We start from the raw sequence: 19,106 nt of genomic DNA on the forward strand, positions 1-19,106 counted from the left end.
CAAATACGAGGCAGCGGGGGTCGAGAGTTACCACTGTTATACATTCTGCGTTACGAGACCACCGGTAATGAATTCGCGACCGTTCCGTTCGGAGGAGGGTCTCTCGGGCTGGTACCGGCCTCTCCCGATCAGTTCGACGTGCTCCCCTGCAGAAGAACCGGTCCCCATCCCTCGAGGTCGACGCCCCGGTCGTCTCGCGATATGGGCCCAATCGATCGGTCGCCGACTCGTTCGAGGGTGAATCCGCCCACCCCCGGATCTTGACTTTACATAGTTCACCATTTACACCTTTAACCGAAAATTGTTAATATCCGAGGAGGAGACAGTGTGCGTATGTCTGACACAGAGTTCAAGCTGATCAATCAGCAGATCGGGTTGCTCGGAGCGACGGCGCTGACGATCGGGAACGCCGTCGCCATCACGATGTTTCTGTTACCGGCGCACCTGCTCGCTGACGGGGCGGGTCCGTCGATCGCGCTGGCGGCGGCGGTGACCGCGATTCCCACCGTCTTCTCGATCCTACTCATGTTACAACTCGGCGGCTCGATGCCCGCGGCGGGCGGAATGTACGTTTACGCGTCTCGGCTGGTCGGCCCGTTCTGGGGGTTCAGCCTCCCGTGGGTCGCGGTGCCCGCGATCTGGCTCGGAATCATCTACACCGGCTACGGGTTCGCCGAGTACGTCCGGTTCTTCCTTCCTCTCGAGGTTCCACTGGCGGTAGCGACGGTGACGATTCCCCAGATTTCGTTGACGCTTCTCATCTGGGCGGCGGTCGTCCCGTTTCTGCTGTTCAACCTCCTCGGAATCCGGTTCGTCACGACGATCCAGTACGTCCTCGTGGCGGTCATCATCGGCGGCATGCTCCTGTTCATCGTTCCCGGCGGAACGGCAGTCGACGCCGGAAACTACACCCCGATGTTCCCGGAAGGGTACGGGCCGTTCTTCGTCGCGATCGTCTCCCTGTTCATCGGCATGTACGGTTTCAGCCTCGCGCTCAACATCGGCGAGGAGATCGAGAACCCGCTCGAGAACATTCCGCGGGCGATCGGGCTGAGTACGGTGATCGGCGTCTCGCTGATGGTCGGCGCGGTGGTCGTCGCCGTCGGCGCGATGAACTGGACGGAGTGGGCCGGTGCGGAGGCCGGCATCGCCGTCGTCGCCGAAGGGTTCCTCCCGCCGTGGGGTGCCGCGCTCGTCGCGCTGGCGGCGATCGTCGGCGCGTTGACGACGATCAACACTATCTACGTGAACTTCTCACGGCTGGTCATGCGCGCCGCCCGCGACGAGGTGTTGCCCCCGTCGCTCGCGAACGTTCACGACCGCTTCCAGAGTCCAAACCGGGCGGTGCTGCTCGTCGGCGTCCCGGCGGTGTTGCTCGTCCCGGTCGCCCCGTCGCCGGTCGTCATGTCCGTGGTCCTCTCGCTGACGCTGCTGTACAGCATCATCCTGCTCGGGATCGCTGCCTACCGCCTTCCGACGCTGTTCCCCGACCGCTACGAGCACTCCTTCTACCGGCTTCCGAAACCGCTGCTCTACGTCTCGGCCGCCGCCGGCGTCGCCATCCCCGCGCTGTTCTGGGTGCTGACGACGACGGAACTGCCGATCGTGGGCGTCGGAATCGTCGCCTGGATCGCGCTGGGGTACCCCGTCTACCGCTACCGGGTACATCGGTACGATCAGCGAGGAATCGACCTCGAGTCGCGGATCGCGCAGCTCCACGACCACGAGGCGGAGCAGGCGGCGACGGGGTCCGACTGAACGACGGGCCGTCCTCGGCGGGGTATCGTACCATCGGTGACTCGACGTCGTCGGAGAAGACGCTCCCGCGAGAGAGGCCGACCCACGACGAACTCGACGCCCGGGGCGCTGGCTCCGGCGGAGGGGGCGATTAGATCGCGTCGGCGTCCTCGAGCAGATCCTCGAAGATCCGGGGGTCGGTCTCAAACTTGAGGACGTTGTGGACCACGGAGTTTCGGAGGTTCGAGATCACGTCGCCGTGTTCCTTGTAGAACTCGTGGATCCATCGCGAGACGTCCTCCCGATCGCGAAACATCATCACCGTCTTCCACTGGTACTCGCCGTCGGAGAGGAAGTAAAACAGGGTGTGCTCGTCGTCGCGGATCGCCTCCATCGTCTCGCGCCAGCCGTCGGCGAAGTTCTCGGCGTGGAACTTGAACTCGAACAGCGCGAAGACGTAGTACTCCTCGTTCGGGACGATGGCCTCCCGAAAGACGCCCTCGTCGCGCATTCGGCGGATCGACTCGCTGACGGTGACGTGCGAAACGTCGATGCCGTACTCCGCCTCGAGGACGCCGGTCAGTTCCCGCGAGGACAGTTGTGGATCGTCCGCGAGTTCGGTCAGTATCGCGACGTCCCGTCGCGAAAACTCCCAGTCTGGAGAGTCGTCGACCATGTGCGGTGATGCGTCCCGTCGTACGTGTTCGTTTCGGTCGGGGGGTTTCCCTTCCACCGTAAACCCAGCGTCTGAAACGCCGAACGTTGATAGCCGGTCCGCCGACGACTATGCGACCCGCGGCTGCGGCGGACGCCGGTTCTCGAGTTCGTCGGTCGTCGTCACAGGATGCGATCGGCGATGATGTTCTTCTGGATCTCGCTCGTCCCCTCGTAGATCTTGGTGATGCGCGCGTCCCGGTAGAACCGCTCGACGGGGTGGTCGGCGACGTAGCCTGCACCACCGTGAACCTGGATCGCCTCGTCCGCGACGTCGACGGCGTGCTCGCTCGCGAACAGCTTCGCCATGCTCGAGAACTTCGCCGCGAGGTCGTCGTCGCCGGAGCGCTCGTAGCTCGCCGCGCGGTAGGTGAGCGAGCGGGCGGCCTCGACGTTCGTCGCCATCTCGGCGAGTTTGTGCTCGATCGCCTGGAACTCCGCGATTGGCTGGCCGAACTGCTCGCGCTCGGTCGCGTACTCGAGCGACGCGTCGAGGGCCGCCTGCGCAGTGCCGAGCGCCTGGGCGGCCACGCTCACCCGCCCCGCCGCGAAGAAGTCCATGAGCTGGTAGAAGCCCCGGTTCTCCTCGCCGATGAGGTTTTCCGCGGGGATCCGCACGCCGTCGAAGACGAGTTCCGCGAGGTCGGAGGCCCGAATACCGAGTTTGTTGTCGATCTTCTCGGCGGCGAGGCCGTCAACGTCGGTCGGCACGAGGAACGCGCTGATGCCGCGGTGGCCCTCGCCGGAGTCGGTCTTCGCCATCACGACCGCGACGTCGGCGACGGTCCCGTTCGTGATCCACATCTTGGTGCCGTTTATCACCCACTCGTCTCCCTCCCGCTCCGCCCGCGTCTCCATTCCCGCGACGTTCGAGCCGTGAGCGGGTTCGCTGATCGCGCTCGCGCAGGCCGACTCCCCGGCGGCGATCCGCGTGAGCCACTCCTCTTTCATCCACCCGTCGCCGAACCGCTGGATCACCGTCGAGCCGAACCCGCGGCTGCCGATCGCGCTGCCGATGCCGGGGTCGGCTCTCCAGAGCTCTTCGGTCACGATCGCGCTCGAAAGCGTGTCCATCCCCGCACCCCCGTACTCGACGGGAATTCCGGGCGCGACGAGGTCGAACTCGGCGGCCTTCTCGACGAGCGCCGCGGGGTACTTCTTCTGCTCGTCGTGTTCGCGCGCGACCGGCCGGATCTCCTTCTCTCCGAACTCGCGAACCGTCCGTCGAATCGCCTGCTGTTCGTCCGATAGCAGGAACTGCATACCCCCAGAACGACAGCCGTGGAAAAATAAGTTCGGAATTCTCTTAACAATGTTAATCTGGCGGGCGATAGAGCGCGTACTACCCTGCCGGTCCGAGTACCCGAACGAGCGCGATCGACGTCACTCGTCGATCACCAGTCCCGACAGCGACTCCTCGCCGATCTCGGAGAGCACGTGCTCGTGAAACGCCTGGAGCGCCGCGCTCTCGTCTTCGGCGAGCACCACGTCGCTGGCCGACAGCGTCGCCAGTCCGAACGCCCGCGGCGTCGGCGAGTCGACGAGGGTACGGTCGACGGCCACCTCGCCCGCGTCGATCCGGGCGACGAGCTCCTCGATCTCGGCGACGTTGAGTTTGTCCGCGAGAATCTCGCGGTAGGTCTCCTCGATCACCGCGAACCCCTCGAGTCCTTCGGCGAAGCCGAGCAGCATCTCGCTCGAGACCTGCTGTTCGGCGGCGGACTTCTCGTAGCCCTTGTAGCGTTTGAGGATCATCAGCGACCGGGTGGCGTTGATCCGGAAGTACCGCTGGAGGAGGTCGGTGCCGGCGAGGGCGCTTCGGAGGTCGTCGCGGACGGCGTCCGGCTCGAGGTCCGCGAGCACGCCCTCGAGGTCGACCTTCCGGTTGAGCGGCATCGAGAGCACGAAGCCGTTGTCGGCGACGGCGACCCGGACGTTCGCGGTGGCCTCGTTCGCACAGCGGGCGGCGAGCAGCCGCGAGAGGCCGTCGTTGACCTTCCGGCCGTAGTTCGAGTGGACGTAGTAGCGACGTTCGTACTCCGTGCGGTCGCGCTCGACCTCGATCGCGAGTCGCTCGTCGGTGCTCACGCTCTCGGCCCCCGCGTACCGGAGCTGGTGGTCGAACAGCCGCGCGATGGCCCGGACCGCGGCGTCGTCGAGGGGAAACTCCCGGAGCCAGCGGCGGACCGCCGGCGACCCGCCCTCGGCGTGGCGCTCGAGCAACTCGCGCTGAAAGGCGAGGATCTCACGGCCCAGGTCGGACGACAGCGGCAGTCGCTCGGAGTACCACGAGGGGACGGTTGGACGGGCGCCCGTCCGGTCGACGTACACCTTCGAGCCCCGCCGGTAGCGGTACTCGAAGTGACTGCCGCCGAGAACGAAGACGTCGCCCTTCTCGAGGGTGTCGAGGTAGTTCTCGTCGAGTTGGCCGACCCACTCGTCGGCTCCCCTCGTGAGGACGTCGCAGCTAAAGGAGTCGGGGATGGTGCCGACGTTGGTCATGTAGATGACGCGGGCCAGCCGCCCCCGCTTGCCGATCAGGGGTTCGTCGACCGGGAACTCGGGGTAGTGGTGCTCGCCGCCGGGCGGGTCGTTCTCGTCGCGCCAGACCTTCGCGTAGACGTTTCGGTCCTCCATTCCGGCGTAGGCGGCGGTGAGATACCGCATGAGCGTCTCGAACTCGGCGTCCGAGTAGTTCCGATAGGGGTACGCCCGCCGGAGGATCGCCGTTACTTCCCGCTCCGGGCGAACCGACGCGATCGCCATCCCGTAGACGTGCTGGGCGGCGACGTCGTGGGCGTTCTCGGGGATCGACACCGAGTCGACGAACCCCTCCCCGGCCTTCTTCAACATCACCGCACACTCGAGCAACTCGTCTCTGTCCAGGGCGATTACCCGTCCCGTCACGGTCTGGCCGACGCGGTGGCCCGCCCGGCCGACCCGCTGGAGCATCGCCGCGACGGATTTGGGCGAGCCGACCTGGACCACCATGTCGACGTGGGGCATGTCGATGCCGAGTTCCAGCGAGGTCGAGGTGGTCACGACCTCGAGGTCTCCCGACTTCAGCTTCGCCTCGATCCCCTGGCGGACGTCCTTCGAGAGGCTGCCGTGGTGACAGCCGGAGTTCTCCTCGTCGTACTCGGGAAAGCGCTCGCGGAGGTTGTGAAGCACCCGCTCGGCCCCCGACCGCGTGTTCGTGAACACGAGCGTGTTCGTGTGCTCTTGGACGTGGTCGTGGAGCAACCGGTAGAAGCGGTCCTGGACGGCCTCCCGCGAGGCGTTGATCAGGTCGTCCGCGGGCGACTCGAGACGCAGGTCGAACTCGCGGGCGAAGCGGGCGTCGACGATCTCGTACTCGCGGGGAGTCGGGTTCGGCTCCCTCGCACCCGCCCCCGCGCCCGCTCCGTCGACGTCACAGCCGACCAGGAACTCGGCGACCTCGGATAGCGGCTCGATCGTCGCCGAACAGCCGATTCGCGTGACGTCGTGATCGACCATCGCCTCGAGACGCTCCAGACTCACCGCCAGGTGGGTGCCGCGCTTGCTCGCCGCCAGCGAGTGGATCTCGTCGACGATGACGTACTCGACGGTTCGAAGCTTCTCGCGGAACTTCGGCGAGTTGAGCAGGATCGCGAGCGTCTCCGGGGTCGTGTTGAGGATGTGGGGCGTCTCCTCGAGCATCTTCTGGCGCTCGTAGGAGGTGGTGTCGCCGTGGCGGATCGCGTGGCGGATCTCGCCCATCGACTCGCCGCGGTCGGCGGCGATCTCCTCGATGCCCTCGAGTGGCTCCGTGAGATTGCGATGGATATCGTTCGCGAGGGATTTCAGCGGCGAGACGTACAGACAGTAGACCGAGTTCTCGAGACCCTCGTCGGTTTCCCCTCCGGAACCGCCGCCGTCCGACGCCCCCGCTTCCCGATCCCGGCGGTACAGTTCGTTGATGATCGCGGTAAACGAGGCGAGCGTCTTTCCGGAACCGGTGGGCGCCGCGATCAGCGTGTTCGTCCCCTCGTCGATCAGTGGAATTGCGCCGCGCTGGGGTGGCGTGAAGAAACCCCCGTTCTCGGGGACGTACTCGCCGAACTCCCGGAGCCACCACGCCTGGACCGCCGGCTCGAGGCGGGCGAACGCGTCCCGGTCGGCGAGGTCGGCACCGGGGTCGAAGGGGAGCTCCGCGGCGGGAATCGGGAGCTCGTGGCCGTCCATGGCGGAGTGTCGGACCCGACGGGCAAGAGGGTTTGGCCAGCGGAGCGAAAGTGATCGTCCGGCTCGCGGTAGCGGACCAAACCGTTATGCGGCTCCGGGTCGGTCAGATGGATATGCGCGTGACCTTTCTCGGAACGGGGAGTGCGATGCCGACCGGCGAGCGGTTTCAGACGGGAATCCTCGTCCAGGAGGACGGCCGCACGCTGCTCGTCGACTGCGGCTCCGGCGTGCTCCACCGGCTCCAGCAGTCCGGCGTCGGCTACGAGACCGTCTCGAGCGTACTGCTCACGCACCACCACCTCGACCACGTCGCCGACCTGTTCCCCCTGATGAAGGCCCGCTGGCTGGCCGGCGAGGAGCACATCGAGATCGTCGGTCCGCGGGGAACGAAGGCGCTGGTCGACGGCCTGCTCTCCGTCCACGAGTACATGCAGGACAAACTCGAGATCCAGATCCGCGAGGTCGTCCCCGGCGAGTTCTCGGTCGCGGGCTTCGACGTTTCGGCTTACGAGACGCGCCACTCGCTGCCGTGTCTGGCCTACCGCTTCGGCGACCGGTTCACCTTCAGCGGCGACAGCGAGGCGTTCGCCGGGCTGGCGAACTTCGCCGACGGCTCGGCGGTGTTGGCTCACGACTGTTCGTTCCCCGACGACGTCGACGTCTCCAACCACCCGACGCCGGACCAGCTCGGCCGCGAACTCGCCGGCCGCGAGATCGGACGGGTGTACCTCACGCACCTCTACCCGCACACGCAGGGCCGTCACACCGAGATGCGCGACTCGCTCGCCGAGCACTACGACGGCGAGGTTCGGTTCGCCGAGGACCTCCAGACGATCTCGATCGATTGAGCCGAGAGTCAGCCTCGCTCGGCGAGTTCGGAGAGTTCCTCGAGCGGCGGCAGCACGCCGAGTTGCCGAAACAGCCCGAGCGCGTCGTAGCTCGTCCACATCTCGACGATCTCGCCGTTCTCGACGCGGTACATCTCCATCCCCGGAACCGATACGCGCTCGCCGGTCGGTTCGACACCGAGTAGCTCGCCGTCGTGGGTCCCCGTCGCCGTGTACCGCAGCGCGGCGGTGTCGCCGTCGGCGATCACGTCGTCGACCGCGTACGTCAGGTCAGTGAACGCCGATCGGAAAGTCTCTACGTACTCCCTGTACTCCTCGCGGTCGCGCGGTTCGGCGGGCGACGACGGATAGTGCAGGACGAACGATTCCGCGAAGATCTCGTCGATGACGCCGACGCTTCCCTCGGTCCAGACCTCCTCCGGATCGCGCCGGACGAGTTCGATCATCTCCGTTGTCATGGTGCGGTTGCCGTTCCGACCACGCGTGTTCCAAACGGAACGCACTCCGAAACGGCCGGGGAGGCTACCACGAGTCGGATGGTAAGCCTAGCCACCTTCGAGTATTCCTGTGAGTACTGGAATAACAACAGGTATTTGCCCGTCCGTTAGTAAGCTCCTGACAACAGATGATCGTGCCGCTCCTCCACCCCCCGACGACAGGTGGTCTCCCGTGAGCCTTCCCGAACGAATCTCCGCGGCGATCACGACCCACAGCAAGATCGTACTCGTCGCACTCTTGCTGACGACTGCACTCGTCGGCGCCGGCGCAACGATGGTCGACGACGACTCCTCGCTCGACCAGTTCGAGACCGATACGCCCGAGGCCGAGGCCGTCGAGTACGCCAACGAGAACTTCACCGTCGAAGGCGAGGAAAACACGACCTCGGTTCAGTTGATCGTCAGAGGAGAGAACGTCCTCACCAAGGAGTCGCTGCTCGATTCGCTCGCCTTCCAGCAGACGCTTCGAGAGAACGAGTCGGTCAACGCCACCCTCGTCGAAGACCCGACGTTCGGCGTCGAGAACGTCCTCGGGATCACTGTCGTCCAGTCCCAGCAGGGCGAAGCGTTGGCCGAACGCGGCCAGGAACTCGAGAACGACAGCGCCGAACTCGAAGCCCGCGGCGAGGAGCTCGCCGAACGAGCCGAGCAGCTAGAGCAAGATCAGGCCGAACTCGAGGCCCGCGGCGAGGAGCTCGAAGAACGCGGTGCACAGCTAGAGCAAGACCAGGCCGAGCTCGAAGAACGCGGCGCACAGTTGGAGGAAGACCGGGCCGAACTCGAGGAAGCGTCGGCCGAACTCGAAGCCGAACAGGAGCGCCTGGAGGAGCGGGTCGCCGCCCAGGAGGAGGCGTTGAACGAAACCGCCGAGCTCCAGACCGCCTACGAAGAGGCCGACAGCGATCAGGAGCGAGCGGGAATCGAGGCGGAGATGGAGGAGCTGTGGGCGGAGACGACCGCCGACCTCGACTCCCAGCAAACCGAGCGGTTCGAGGAGAGCGCGACCGCGGTTCGGCAGCTGACGAGCGACCGTCTCGAGCTCGAGACGGCCATCGAAGGCGCTTACGAGACGGGGATCGGCGTCACCGACGATCCCGACCGACAGGCCGAGCTCGAGGCGGCCCTGGACGAGACGGCCGACCTCCAGCGACAGATCGAAGCGACCGACGACGACGGGGAACAGGCCGCTTTAGAGGAGGAGATCGACGAGGTCTGGGCGGAAGCGACCGCCGAGCTCGACGCCGAGCAAACCGAGACGTTCGTGGAGGCCGCGACGCAGGTCCGTGAGTCGACGGCCGGACTCGTCGGAGTCGAGGAGGGCCTCGAAGGGGCCTACCAGGGAGGGACCGTCGGCGTTCTCGCAGACGAGTTCGAAGCCCTGGAAGAACGCGGGCAGGCACTCGAGGAGCGCGGGCAGGCGCTCGAGGAGCGCGGACAGGCGCTCGAAGACGACTCGGCCGAACTCGAGGAGCGCGGCGAGCAGCTAGAGCAAGACAGACAGGCGCTGGAAGAAGACGGCGAGGAGCTCGAAGAACGCGGTGAGCAGCTAGCCCAGGACCAGGAGGCGCTGGAAGAAGACGGCGAGGAGCTCGAAGAACGCGGTGAGCAGTTAGAGCGGGATCAGGCGGCGCTCGAGGATGGCGACACGCCGACGCTCGACGAGCAGATCGAGGCGATTGAGAGCCTCGACGACGAGGAGTTCGAGGACTACCTCACCGACATCGTCTCGGACAACGACGGTGACAGTCCGGCGCTCAATCTGATGCCGACCGGCTACGAGCCCGGCAGCACCTCCTCGGACGCCCGAATGGTCTTCATCACCCAGGACGCCGACATGGGTGAGATGGCGGAGATGGGCGGCGGAGGCGGTGACGCGATGGACGCCCAACTCGACATGCGCGACCTCGCCCAGGCTCACGCCGGCGACGACGAGGAGTACATCGTCTTCGGCTTCGGCGTCATCGGCGAGGAGATCGACAACTCGATGAACGACAGCCTGGCGATCGTCGGCCCGCTCGCCCTGCTGTTCGTCGTCGTCGCGCTCTCGGTCGCCTACCGTGACCCCCTCGACATCGTGCTGGGTGTCCTCGGCATTCTCGTGGTACTGATCTGGACGTTCGGCTTCATGGGCTGGACCGGCATCGCGTTCAACCAGATGTTCGTCGCGGTGCCGGTCCTCCTGATCGGGCTCTCGATCGACTACGCGATTCACGTCTTCATGCGCCACCGCGAACAGCGCGAACGGGGCGCCGAAGCGGACAGCGCGGTCCGCCCGTCGATGACGATCGCGCTCGCGGGCGTCGGCGTCGCCCTCGTCTGGGTGACCGCGACGACGGTCATCGGGTTCCTCTCGAACCTCATCAGTCCGATCGCCCCGATTCGGGAGTTCGGCATCGTCAGCGCCGCCGGAATCCTCGCGGCGCTGATCGTCTTCGGGGCGCTCGTCCCGGCCGCGAAGGTCGAGATCGATTCGCTGTTCGAATCCCGCGGGTTCAACCGGCGAAAGCGGGCGTTCGGGACCGGCGGCGGCCGCTTCAGTTCGGTGCTGACCGTCGGCTCCACCGCTGCGCGGAAGGCCCCGCTGATCATCATCGTTGCCGCCCTCCTGTTGACCGCCGGCGGGGTGTACGGCGCGACGCAGGTCGACACCAGCTTCGAGGAGGAGGACTTCCTCGCCGACAGTCCCCCCGAGTGGACCCAGTACCTCGGGCCCCTCGCACCCGGCGAGTACCAGGCCAAGGACGACCTCGAGTACGTAAACGAGAACTTCCAGCGCGAGGACACCCAGACGCAGATCCTGATACGCGGGCCGGTGACCGACGACGCGACGCTGGGAGAGATCGATCGGGCGTCGAGCGACGCGAGCGAGAGCGACATCGCCTACATCCTCCCGACCGGCGAGGTCGACGTCGAGAGCCCGCTAACGGTGATGGAAAACGCCGCGAGCGAGAACGAATCGTTCAACGAGTCGTTCACCGCCGCGGACACGACCGGCGACGGCGTTCCGGACCAGAACCTCGAGGAGCTGTACGACGAACTGTTCGAGGTGGACGAGAGCGCCGCGAGCAACGTCATCTACCGGACCGACGACGGCGAGTACGAGGCGGTCCGGATGATCATCGGCGTCCAGGGCGACGCGGCCTTCGGGGACGTGACGAGCGAGACGCGGGCGATCGCCGACGGCTTCGGCGGCGAGTGGGACGTCATCGCGACCGGCGACCCGATCGTCAACTACCTCGTCGAGCAGGACCTCCTCGACACGGTACTCGAGAGCCTCATGATCACGCTCGTGGCCGTGTTCGTGTTCCTCACCGTCGCGTACTGGCTGACTGGGAACAGCGCGACGCTCGGGGCGGTGACGCTGCTACCGGTCGCCTTCTCGGTGAGCTGGATCCTCGGAACGATGTACCTCATCGGGATGCCGTTCAACGTGCTCACGGGAATGATCACCAGCCTCACGATCGGACTGGGGGTCGCCTACAGTATCCACGTCAGCGCCCGGTACACGCTCGAACTCGAGCGCCAGGGGAACGTCTGGACGGCGATGCGAACCACCGTGACGGGGACCGGCGGCGCGTTGCTCGGCAGCGCCGCGACCACGGTCGGCGGCTTCGGAACCCTCGCGCTGGCGATCCTGCCAGCCCTCCAGCAGTTCGGGATCATCACCGGACTGACGATCATCTACGCGTTCCTCGCGAGCGTGGTCGTGCTCCCGTCGCTGCTGGTGCTGTGGACGCGCTACTTTGGCCCCGACGTCTCCTTCGACGCCGCGCGGACCGGGCCGGCGACGCCGGCGGCGAGCGACGGCGGGCGGAACGAGCCCGTCCCCTCGAGCGGAGGTGACGACCGATGACGAGCGAATCCGACGCGATCGAGGCGTTCGAGCGCCTGGGGCTGACCAGCTACGAGGCGAAGGTGTTCATCGCCCTCCAGCGCCTCGGGTCGGGTTCCGCCCGCGACGTGGCCGGCGTCGCCGACGTTCCCCGCTCGCAGGTGTACAGCGTCGCCGAGAGCCTCGAGTCACGCGGGCTGCTCGAGGTCCAGCAGTCGAGCCCGATCCGCTATCGACCGGTGAGCCTCGAGGAGGCCCAGCGGACGCTCCGAGAGCGCTTCGAGAGCGAACAGGAGCGGGCCTTCGAGTACGTCGAGGGGGTCCGCGAGGAAACCGAGGGCGAGGAGGAACAGGAGGACATCTGGACCGTCCGCGGCCGACGACGGGTCGACGACCGTATCGTCGACGTGCTCTCGGGCGCCGAGGAACGGATCCTCTTCGGGACGCGGCTCCCGGCGCTGCTCACCGATGATATCGTCCGGACGCTCGAGGAGCGAGCCGACGCGGGCGTCGACGTCACGGGCGTCAGCCGCTCGGCGACGGTTCGAACGAGAATCGAGGAACTCGACGGGGCGATGGCCTTCTCGCCGCCCGACCACCGTGCGACCGACGACCGCTCGGGTCGGATCGCGATCGTCGACGACGACACTATCCTCCTGAGCGTCATCGACGACGACGAGAGCGAGACGGCGATCTGGAGCGCCGGCTCGCTGTTCGCCTCCGTGTTGATCCAGTTGATCGAGGCGAGCGACGAAGCCGTCAAATAGCCGCGCGAGCCGGGCGGCCGGTTACTCGAGGCGGTAGCGCAACAGCGCCGCGATCCCGCCGAGGTTCGAAAGCTGCTGGCCGGGCGGGAACTCGCTCGAGAACACCGTCACCTCGCCGCCCTTCTGTTCGGCCGTTCGTACCACGTCGTCGACGTCGATCGCCCACTCGCCGTCGGGGCCGCGCTCCTGGCGGAGCCGGTCGTCGACGATCAGCAGGCGCTCGATCGCGCCGTACTCGGCCGCCTTTTTAACCTCCTCGGGACCGTAGGCCGCTTTGGCGCCCTCCGCGATCCGTTTCGTGAGTTCGTCGATATCGGCCGCCTCGCTCTCGATTCGGGTCTCCTGCTGGACGTCCGCCACGGCCCCCCGTTTCAGGACCTCGTGGACTCCCCGGTCGCCCACGCCAGCGGTGTCGACCATCGTGATCAGGTCGGCGACCTCGGGTTCGTTCTTCTCGAGGTACTTCCTGGCGTCCTGTTTCGTAAAGCCCGGTCCGGCGAGGATGATCGCGTCGACGTCCATCCGCTGTAGCACTTTGCCGAGCTCGGCGAACAGCTCCGAACGGTCGCGGGCGTACTCGCCTTTCCCCGTCGGCCCCGAGATCGTCGCCCGCTCTTCGGTGCCGTACTGGGCGACCGTGTGGACGAACGCCTGGCCCTCCTCGACGGTGGCGATGGCGACGTCGGGGTTCTCCGTCGACGCCTCTGCCTCCTCGAGGCGGGCCTCCTGATCCGGCTTGAACCGCTTGTCGATCGAGAGCTCCTCGCGCTCTTCGATGTTGAGGGTGTGGTGAAAGCCGAGTTGATCCTCGCGTGAACAGGCCACGATCTCGCCGCCGACGCGCAGGCGGTTGGCGAACTTGTGGAACTCGATCGTGTCGACGGCGATGGCGACCCACATGTGCTCGCGCTCGCCGCCCGTATCCCGCATCTGCTCGTCGTTGCGCTGGATCCGGCGGGTCGTGTCGCCCGCGACGCGGTCCCCGGGCTCGAGGACGTACTGGAGGTGCCAGAGGTCGTCCAGACTCTCGGGGACGAGCGTTACCCGCTCGCGCCCGCCCTCGAGCGGCTCCCGGCTTTTGATCTGCATACTCGAGTGTGTGCCCGCTCGAACCAAGTGCGCTCTGGTCTCGTCCGTACTGCATGCGGGATGGAATCACCCCACACTATATTTTTTAGATACCAATTTCAAGAAAAATGTTTATTCACCTATGGATCAATATACTCTCGAGGGACAGATGACAACCGAAGTACCCGAAACACCAGACGCACAGCTTCCCGAGACGGAACACGTACCCGCCGAAACGAGTACCGGGCTGAGCGAGAACGTCCTCGGCGCGCTCGCGTACCTGTTCGCGTTCGTGAGCGGCCTGCTCGTCTACTTCCTCGAAGGCGAGAACGAGTTTGCGCGCTATCACGCCGCCCAGAGCATCGTGCTCTCGGCCGCCGGTTTCGCCCTGATGATCGGATTCAGCGTGATGAGTTCGGTCGTCGCGCTCGTTCTCGGCGAGATCCCGCTGTTGGGTCTTCTCGTCGGCATCGGAATGCTGTTCGTCTCGGCCGCCCTGGGACTGGTCGGACTGGTGCTCTGGCTCTACCTGATGGTGTCGGCGTTCAGAGGCAAGCGGACGCGGCTCCCGGTCGTGACGAACGTCGCCGAGACCTACCTGCTCTGAACTCGTCTCTTCTCAGCTTCGAAGCTCCTCGAGCGTGTCCTTCGCCCTGTCGACGGCCGTCTCGAAGGTATCCTCGAGTTCCTCGACGGAGCGCTCGACGTACCGGACTCGCTCTTTTGGCACCCGGCGGACGACGTCGTTGCCCTCCTCGTCGGTGCCGTAGGCGAACAGCCAGTGGCCCTGGAAGTAGGCGATGTGGTCGTTGTCGACGGTGACCTCCTCCGTGTCGCCGTCGGTCGGTTCGTAGACGATCGTCGCGGTGCCGACCTCGCGGTCGGAGCCCTGTGTATCCGGATCTACCACGGGAGACGGATCCACGGCCGCCGGGGTAGGACTGACGCAGGCAGGTGCAGCCTCGAGTCCGCTGGTCGACGGAGCCTGCCAGATCGACGGCCCGGGCAGCGCGACTCGGCGGCGTGAATCGGTGGCGCGGCCCGGCGGAGAGGTCGCCTATCAGGCCCCCAATCTATCCGTGCTGCGGTCAGTCGCCTATATTTAACTAGATGGTTAAATATTAGGGTGGCGTATACTCAACCGGATGGTTGAACGACAGGCGAACGAGCCGGATCTCGACGCGATCTTCGGAGCGCTGGCCCACCCGACGCGACGGGCGCTGCTCGAACAGTTGGCCGCCGGCCCCGCGAGCGTCGGCGACCTCGCAGACCCCCACGACGTCTCGCTGGCGGCGGTGTCGAAGCACTTGCAGGTACTCGAGGACGCAGGACTCATCGAGGTCGAGAAGGACGGGCGGGTACGACGATGTCACCTCGAGGCCGCGCCGCTTTCGGCCGCCTTCGGCTGGCTGACCCGGTACCGCGTCTTCTGGGAGGACCGGCTCGACGCGTTGGCCATCCACCTGGAGAACGAAGACCAATGACCGCAGACGAAACGGAAACCACAGAGTTCGACCCGAGCGATTACGACATGACCATCACGCGGACGTTCGACGCGCCACGCGAGCGCGTGTTCGAAGCCTGGACCGACCCCGACCGGGTCGAGCAGTGGTGGGGACCGGCAGGCTTCACGAGCACGGTCCACGAACTGGAGGTCCGCCCCGGCGGCGCCTTCCGCCTCGACATGCACGCCCCCGACGGCACCGTCTACCCCGACAGCGGCGAGTTCCACGAGGTCGAGCCACCCGAGCGACTCGTCCTGACCAGCCGTGCGTTCGAGGACGAGGACGGAGCCTACGGACTCGAGGTGTACAACACCGTCACCTTCGCCGAGCGCGGCGGGAGAACGGAGCTAACCCTCGAGGCGGAGGTCATCGCGGCGAGGCCGGAGGTGGCCGAGGCGCTCGAGGGAATGGAGCTGGGCTGGAGTCAGAGCCTCGAGAAGCTCGACGATACCGTCGCTGCCTGATCGAAAACCAGTGTAGGGAAAAACGGATGACCAACGAAACTACCAACGGGCGGACGACTGGGAGCGTCGTCGCGGAGATCTCGACCTCCCTCGACGGCTTCGTCGCCGGGCCGAACGACGGCCCCGAGAACGCCCTCGGCGACGGCGGCGAGCGGCTCCACGAGTGGGTCTACGAGCTTTCGAGCTGGCGCGCACAGCACGGCCTCGAGGGTGGCACGACGAACGAGACCGACGAACGCCTCGCCGAGTCGGTCGAGAACACCGGCGCGGTCGTCATGGGCCGCCGGATGTTCAGCAACGAGGACGGGCCGTGGGGCGACGAGCCGTTCGAGGGCCACTGGGGCGACGAGCCACCGTTCGGCGTGCCGGTGTTCGTCCTCACCCACCACCCCCGCGAGCCCCTCGAGCTGGGCGGGACGACGTTCACCTTCGTGACCGAAGGCGTAGACGACGCCCTCGAGCGAGCGCGCGAAGCTGCGGGTGAGAAGGACATCTCGATCGCTGGCGGCGCGAGTACGATTCGGCAGTGCCTTCGGACGGGGCTGCTCGACGAACTCCGGATCCACCTCGTGCCGGTGCTGCTCGGCGACGGGATTCGGCTGTTCGATCGGAGCGGAGACCGGATCGAACTCGAGCGCACGAGGGTGAGCGAGTCGGACGGCGTGACGCACCTCGAGTTTCGTCCCGCATAGGGTCCGAACTCCGCGTCGCCGCGTGTGCGGCACGGAAGCGCCCGCTACTCCCGGGTCGGTTCTCCGGAGGAGGGGACGGCGCCAATTTGTTCCATCAACCCGAGCATGTCGCTCTGCGTCCACGTCTCGACGAGTTTTCCGTCCCCGAACCGGTTGATCTCGATCGCCGACAGTTCGACCGCCGTTCCGGTCGGTTCCACTCCGAACATCGGCCCCTCGTGGGTTCCCGTCATGGTCCATCGAAGCGCCACCATGTTCCCCTCGCTGATCGTCTCGTGGACCGTGAACGCCATGTCGGGGAAGATCGCTCGAGTCATCTCCGCCAGCGTTTTGTACAGCTCCGGACCCCGGGTCTCTTCCGCGATCTCCCTGTCGTGGATGTAGTACTCCGGGTGCACCAGTTCGTCCGCGACCGCGAGGTCGTCGCCGTTCCAGACGCCATCGTAGAGTCGGTGGAGCGCCTCGACTGGAGTGTCGGCGTTCGGCATGTACCCTGTTTGCGCGGGAGGGGACAAAACGGTTCGTTCACGCGCTACCGCGGAACGTTTGGCGTGCCTCGAGGATTCTGAATCCTCCCCCAGCGCGAACCGACGACTTCGCGGAGCCGGAACTGCACGCTCCTACTCGCCTTTGATCCGGCTCCCGCCCGGGGGCAGGAAGTGCGCGATCTTGTCCGGGCTGGCGATCTTTCGGACGAACGATTCGTCCTCGAAGCGTTCGCGCAGCCGTCGGTAGATCCGCTTGGCGACGTCGCCCTGGGCGAAGCGGCCGGGTTCGACTTCGATCGTCGTGACTGCCTTGCCCTCGAGCGACGACGGCGGTCCGCCGATCACGCGGGTGTAGGGCTCACACTGGATGCCGACGGCGGCGCCGACCGGCGTGTCGTCGAGGTAGCGCCGATCGCCGCGCACCGCGAATCCCCCCTTCTCGAGGTACTCACCGCTTTCTGGGGTTTTCGACACCTGGTCGGAGTCGACGACGTAGACGTCGCCCGCGTACCGGCCGTCCTTCCACACCGAGGCGTAGGAGACGGCGAACTGGGCGGCCTCCTCGATGCTCGTCTCGGGGATTTCGATGTCGCTCGAGGAGGCCTCGCTCGGATCGGTCGCCTTGAGCACCGTGACGGGGCCGCCGTGGGCCTGCGTGTGGAGCACCCTGTCGCCGCGCTCTAAGTACTTCTTCACCAGTTCCTCGTTCTGGTCTGCGTTTCGTCCCCCGATGACGAGGAAGCCGTCGCTGGTGTGGAACCACCGGAATCGACCGTACCACGGCTCGTTCTCCCGGATCGGGATCGAGGGCTCGGCGAGCCAGTCGCGCTCTTCGGCCTCCTCGTCTCCCTCGTCGTCGGTCTCGCCGGCGTCCGCGGCCTCCCAGGCGTCCCGCTGGCGCTCGATCTCCGCGAGTTCCTCGCGGGTGTCCTCGATGGCCGCGAGCGCGCCCTCTTTCTTCTCGGCGATGGCCTTCGCCTCGGTGTAGAGGCGATCGGCGTTCTGTTCGACGCCGTCTCGGACGACGAGTTCGACGAACTCGTCTTCGATCTCGACGGTGACGGTTCCCTCGCTCTCGTCGAACTCGACGACCGCCTCCGCGGCCTCGATTCCCTGCTCTCTGCCCTGCTCGAACGTCTCGGCGATCTCGGCCCAGGGCCGGTCCTGCTCGCGGGCCCGTCGGACCGTCGTGAGGATCTCGTCGACCAGCCCGTAGTTCGCGTACAGCAGTTCGGCCTGCTCGCGAGTGTCCTCGGCCTGCCGTTCGAACCCCTCGATCGCCCCCTGCTGCTGGTCGATGATCCGCTCGTGCTTGGCGATCCGTTCCTCGAAATCGGGCCGCTGGCTCGTCGGATCCGGCTCGTCGGCCTCGAGATCGAGCCGGAAGAAGTAGTCGTCGAGCGCCGAAAGGAAGGTGTCGTAGGCCTCGCCGGGCAGTTCGGCGTGTTCCTCGAGCGGGAACGGGGTGACGTCGACAACCCGGTCGGGGGCGTCCGCCTCGCCAGCCGCTTCGCTCCCGCCGGAGTCGTCGTCCCCGTCCTCGAAATAGAGCCGAGGATCGAAGTTCCCGTTTCGCACGTCGAGTGCGAGGCGCTCGATCGCCTCGTAGATCCGGTCGTACTCCGCCTCCCCCGCGTCCGTGATATCCATCGCCTTCTCGACCCCGGCGCGGGTGCAGACCTCCTCGGCGTAGAGCCCGCCGAAGTTGAGCTGGGTCGCGAGCGTGCGAACGACGTCGGTGTCGGAGTCGTCCATCTCGTGATCGAACGCCTCTCGCGAGACCGACAGCGGGTTGATCCGCGACTCGGGGAACTCGTAGCGCGAGCCGGGGACGACGGTTCGGGACTTCAGGCGAACCGTCTCGAGGCAGTCGATCACCTCGTACTCGCCGTCGGTCACCGCGACGTTGCCCTGACCGAACAGTTCGACGATGATTCTCGTAATCCCGTCCTCGCGCTCGAAGACGAACTCGAGGATGCGGTCGAACTCGAACTGCTCGACGCCGACGAAGTCCGCCCCCGACAGGCGGTTGCGAAGCATCATCGCGAACTGCGGCGGCCGGCCGGGGGCGTCGGGCACCCGCTCGGGGGCGACGGTGTGGGCGCGTTTTACCTCGCCGACCTCGAGCAGGAGTTCGAGGCGCCCCCGGTCGAAGTCGCGCATCTTCAGCCGCACGAGGTCGTCGCCGTAGAGGTAGGCCTTGTCGACCTTCGCCCCCTCGTATGCTCCGAGTTCCCGGACGAGGGCGGCGAGGTCGACGCTGGTGAGTTCCCGCTTGGGATCCATAT

16 protein-coding genes are annotated in these 19,106 nt (G+C 66.3%); 8 read left to right on the forward strand and 8 right to left on the reverse strand.

Annotated features, from left to right (window positions below):
• Positions 1 to 333: 333 nt before the first annotated feature.
• On the forward strand, positions 334 to 1,758 hold the full coding sequence (locus NMQ11_RS11385; RefSeq protein WP_255168212.1) for an APC family permease: 1,425 nt from the start codon (positions 334 to 336) through the stop codon (positions 1,756 to 1,758).
• A 130-nt stretch (positions 1,759 to 1,888) separates the two neighbouring features.
• Here NMQ11_RS11385 and NMQ11_RS11390 read toward each other — a convergent pair whose 3' ends face one another.
• From NMQ11_RS11390 to NMQ11_RS11400, 3 genes are all read right to left on the reverse strand, one after another.
• On the reverse strand, positions 1,889 to 2,413 hold the full coding sequence (locus tag NMQ11_RS11390; protein WP_255168214.1) for an Lrp/AsnC family transcriptional regulator: 525 nt from the start codon (positions 2,411 to 2,413) through the stop codon (positions 1,889 to 1,891).
• Positions 2,414 to 2,574: 161 nt separating this feature from the next.
• A complete protein-coding gene (locus NMQ11_RS11395) occupies positions 2,575 to 3,714 on the reverse strand; it encodes an acyl-CoA dehydrogenase family protein (RefSeq protein ID WP_255168222.1) in 1,140 nt (379 codons plus the stop codon).
• 120 nt (positions 3,715 to 3,834) lie between these two features.
• A complete protein-coding gene (locus NMQ11_RS11400; protein WP_255168224.1) occupies positions 3,835 to 6,657 on the reverse strand; it encodes an ATP-dependent helicase in 2,823 nt (940 codons plus the stop codon).
• Between the two features lie 113 nt (positions 6,658 to 6,770).
• Here NMQ11_RS11400 and NMQ11_RS11405 point away from each other — a divergent pair, with 113 nt between their 5' ends.
• Positions 6,771 to 7,505: an MBL fold metallo-hydrolase gene (locus NMQ11_RS11405; protein ID WP_255168227.1), complete on the forward strand. Its 735-nt coding sequence runs from the start codon at positions 6,771 to 6,773 to the stop codon at positions 7,503 to 7,505.
• An 8-nt stretch (positions 7,506 to 7,513) separates the two neighbouring features.
• Here the strand turns inward: NMQ11_RS11405 and NMQ11_RS11410 are convergent, their stop codons facing one another.
• Complete coding sequence (locus NMQ11_RS11410; protein ID WP_255168229.1) at positions 7,514 to 7,963, reverse strand: ester cyclase; 450 nt, start codon at positions 7,961 to 7,963, stop codon at positions 7,514 to 7,516.
• 211 nt (positions 7,964 to 8,174) lie between these two features.
• Here NMQ11_RS11410 and NMQ11_RS11415 point away from each other — a divergent pair, with 211 nt between their 5' ends.
• Positions 8,175 to 11,855, forward strand: a complete 3,681-nt coding sequence (locus tag NMQ11_RS11415; protein ID WP_255168231.1) for an MMPL family transporter — start codon at positions 8,175 to 8,177, stop codon at positions 11,853 to 11,855.
• On the forward strand, positions 11,852 to 12,601 hold the full coding sequence (locus tag NMQ11_RS11420; protein ID WP_255168234.1) for a TrmB family transcriptional regulator: 750 nt from the start codon (positions 11,852 to 11,854) through the stop codon (positions 12,599 to 12,601). Before NMQ11_RS11415 ends, NMQ11_RS11420 begins: the two co-directional genes overlap by 4 nt.
• Before the next feature lie 21 nt (positions 12,602 to 12,622).
• Here NMQ11_RS11420 and NMQ11_RS11425 read toward each other — a convergent pair whose 3' ends face one another.
• Complete coding sequence (locus NMQ11_RS11425) at positions 12,623 to 13,690, reverse strand: mRNA surveillance protein pelota (RefSeq protein WP_255168237.1); 1,068 nt, start codon at positions 13,688 to 13,690, stop codon at positions 12,623 to 12,625.
• A 148-nt stretch (positions 13,691 to 13,838) separates the two neighbouring features.
• On the opposite strand from NMQ11_RS11425, the gene NMQ11_RS11430 reads away from it, so the two are divergent.
• Positions 13,839 to 14,276: a DUF4870 domain-containing protein gene (locus tag NMQ11_RS11430; protein WP_255168238.1), complete on the forward strand. Its 438-nt coding sequence runs from the start codon at positions 13,839 to 13,841 to the stop codon at positions 14,274 to 14,276.
• Positions 14,277 to 14,288: 12 nt separating this feature from the next.
• On the opposite strand, the gene NMQ11_RS11435 is transcribed toward NMQ11_RS11430, so the two are convergent.
• On the reverse strand, positions 14,289 to 14,579 hold the full coding sequence (locus NMQ11_RS11435) for a hypothetical protein (protein WP_255168239.1): 291 nt from the start codon (positions 14,577 to 14,579) through the stop codon (positions 14,289 to 14,291).
• Positions 14,580 to 14,814: 235 nt separating this feature from the next.
• Between NMQ11_RS11435 and NMQ11_RS11440 the strand changes: the two genes are divergently transcribed.
• The 3 genes from NMQ11_RS11440 to NMQ11_RS11450 are packed head-to-tail and all read left to right on the forward strand — an operon-like array spanning position 14,815 to position 16,330.
• The gene (locus NMQ11_RS11440) at positions 14,815 to 15,153 is read left to right on the forward strand and encodes an ArsR/SmtB family transcription factor (protein WP_255168241.1); all 339 of its coding nucleotides are present in this window, start codon (positions 14,815 to 14,817) and stop codon (positions 15,151 to 15,153) included.
• Positions 15,150 to 15,638: an SRPBCC family protein gene (locus NMQ11_RS11445; RefSeq protein WP_255168243.1), complete on the forward strand. Its 489-nt coding sequence runs from the start codon at positions 15,150 to 15,152 to the stop codon at positions 15,636 to 15,638. The genes NMQ11_RS11440 and NMQ11_RS11445 overlap by 4 nt, the downstream gene beginning before the upstream one ends.
• 26 nt (positions 15,639 to 15,664) lie before the next feature.
• Positions 15,665 to 16,330, forward strand: coding sequence for a dihydrofolate reductase family protein (locus tag NMQ11_RS11450; protein WP_255168245.1), 666 nt, complete (start codon positions 15,665 to 15,667; stop codon positions 16,328 to 16,330).
• A gap of 44 nt (positions 16,331 to 16,374) precedes the next feature.
• On the opposite strand, the gene NMQ11_RS11455 is transcribed toward NMQ11_RS11450, so the two are convergent.
• Together NMQ11_RS11455 and rqcH are read right to left on the reverse strand one after the other, a co-directional pair.
• Complete coding sequence (locus tag NMQ11_RS11455) at positions 16,375 to 16,818, reverse strand: ester cyclase (RefSeq protein WP_255168247.1); 444 nt, start codon at positions 16,816 to 16,818, stop codon at positions 16,375 to 16,377.
• 132 nt (positions 16,819 to 16,950) lie between these two features.
• Positions 16,951 to 19,104: a ribosome rescue protein RqcH gene (rqcH, locus tag NMQ11_RS11460; RefSeq protein ID WP_255168249.1), complete on the reverse strand. Its 2,154-nt coding sequence runs from the start codon at positions 19,102 to 19,104 to the stop codon at positions 16,951 to 16,953.
• Positions 19,105 to 19,106: the final 2 nt, after the last annotated feature.

The organism is Natrononativus amylolyticus, assembly GCF_024362525.1.
GTDB lineage: Archaea > Halobacteriota > Halobacteria > Halobacteriales > Natrialbaceae > Natrononativus > Natrononativus amylolyticus.

What these genes read in the sequence shown, in the direction of transcription:
- NMQ11_RS11430 (WP_255168238.1), top strand. Translation starts at nt 13,839, where the DNA reads ATGACAACCGAAGTACCCGAAACACCAGACGCACAGCTTCCCGAGACG.
- NMQ11_RS11445 (WP_255168243.1), top strand. Translation starts at nt 15,150, where the DNA reads ATGACCGCAGACGAAACGGAAACCACAGAGTTCGACCCGAGCGATTAC.
- NMQ11_RS11450 (WP_255168245.1), top strand. Translation starts at nt 15,665, where the DNA reads ATGACCAACGAAACTACCAACGGGCGGACGACTGGGAGCGTCGTCGCG.
- NMQ11_RS11390 (WP_255168214.1), bottom strand. Translation starts at nt 2,413, where the DNA reads ATGGTCGACGACTCTCCAGACTGGGAGTTTTCGCGACGGGACGTCGCG.
- NMQ11_RS11400 (WP_255168224.1), bottom strand. Translation starts at nt 6,657, where the DNA reads ATGGACGGCCACGAGCTCCCGATTCCCGCCGCGGAGCTCCCCTTCGAC.
- NMQ11_RS11425 (WP_255168237.1), bottom strand. Translation starts at nt 13,690, where the DNA reads ATGCAGATCAAAAGCCGGGAGCCGCTCGAGGGCGGGCGCGAGCGGGTA.
- NMQ11_RS11410 (WP_255168229.1), bottom strand. Translation starts at nt 7,963, where the DNA reads ATGACAACGGAGATGATCGAACTCGTCCGGCGCGATCCGGAGGAGGTC.
- NMQ11_RS11395 (WP_255168222.1), bottom strand. Translation starts at nt 3,714, where the DNA reads ATGCAGTTCCTGCTATCGGACGAACAGCAGGCGATTCGACGGACGGTT.
- NMQ11_RS11440 (WP_255168241.1), top strand. Translation starts at nt 14,815, where the DNA reads ATGGTTGAACGACAGGCGAACGAGCCGGATCTCGACGCGATCTTCGGA.
- NMQ11_RS11420 (WP_255168234.1), top strand. Translation starts at nt 11,852, where the DNA reads ATGACGAGCGAATCCGACGCGATCGAGGCGTTCGAGCGCCTGGGGCTG.
- NMQ11_RS11405 (WP_255168227.1), top strand. Translation starts at nt 6,771, where the DNA reads ATGCGCGTGACCTTTCTCGGAACGGGGAGTGCGATGCCGACCGGCGAG.
- NMQ11_RS11455 (WP_255168247.1), bottom strand. Translation starts at nt 16,818, where the DNA reads ATGCCGAACGCCGACACTCCAGTCGAGGCGCTCCACCGACTCTACGAT.
- NMQ11_RS11385 (WP_255168212.1), top strand. Translation starts at nt 334, where the DNA reads ATGTCTGACACAGAGTTCAAGCTGATCAATCAGCAGATCGGGTTGCTC.
- rqcH (WP_255168249.1), bottom strand. Translation starts at nt 19,104, where the DNA reads ATGGATCCCAAGCGGGAACTCACCAGCGTCGACCTCGCCGCCCTCGTC.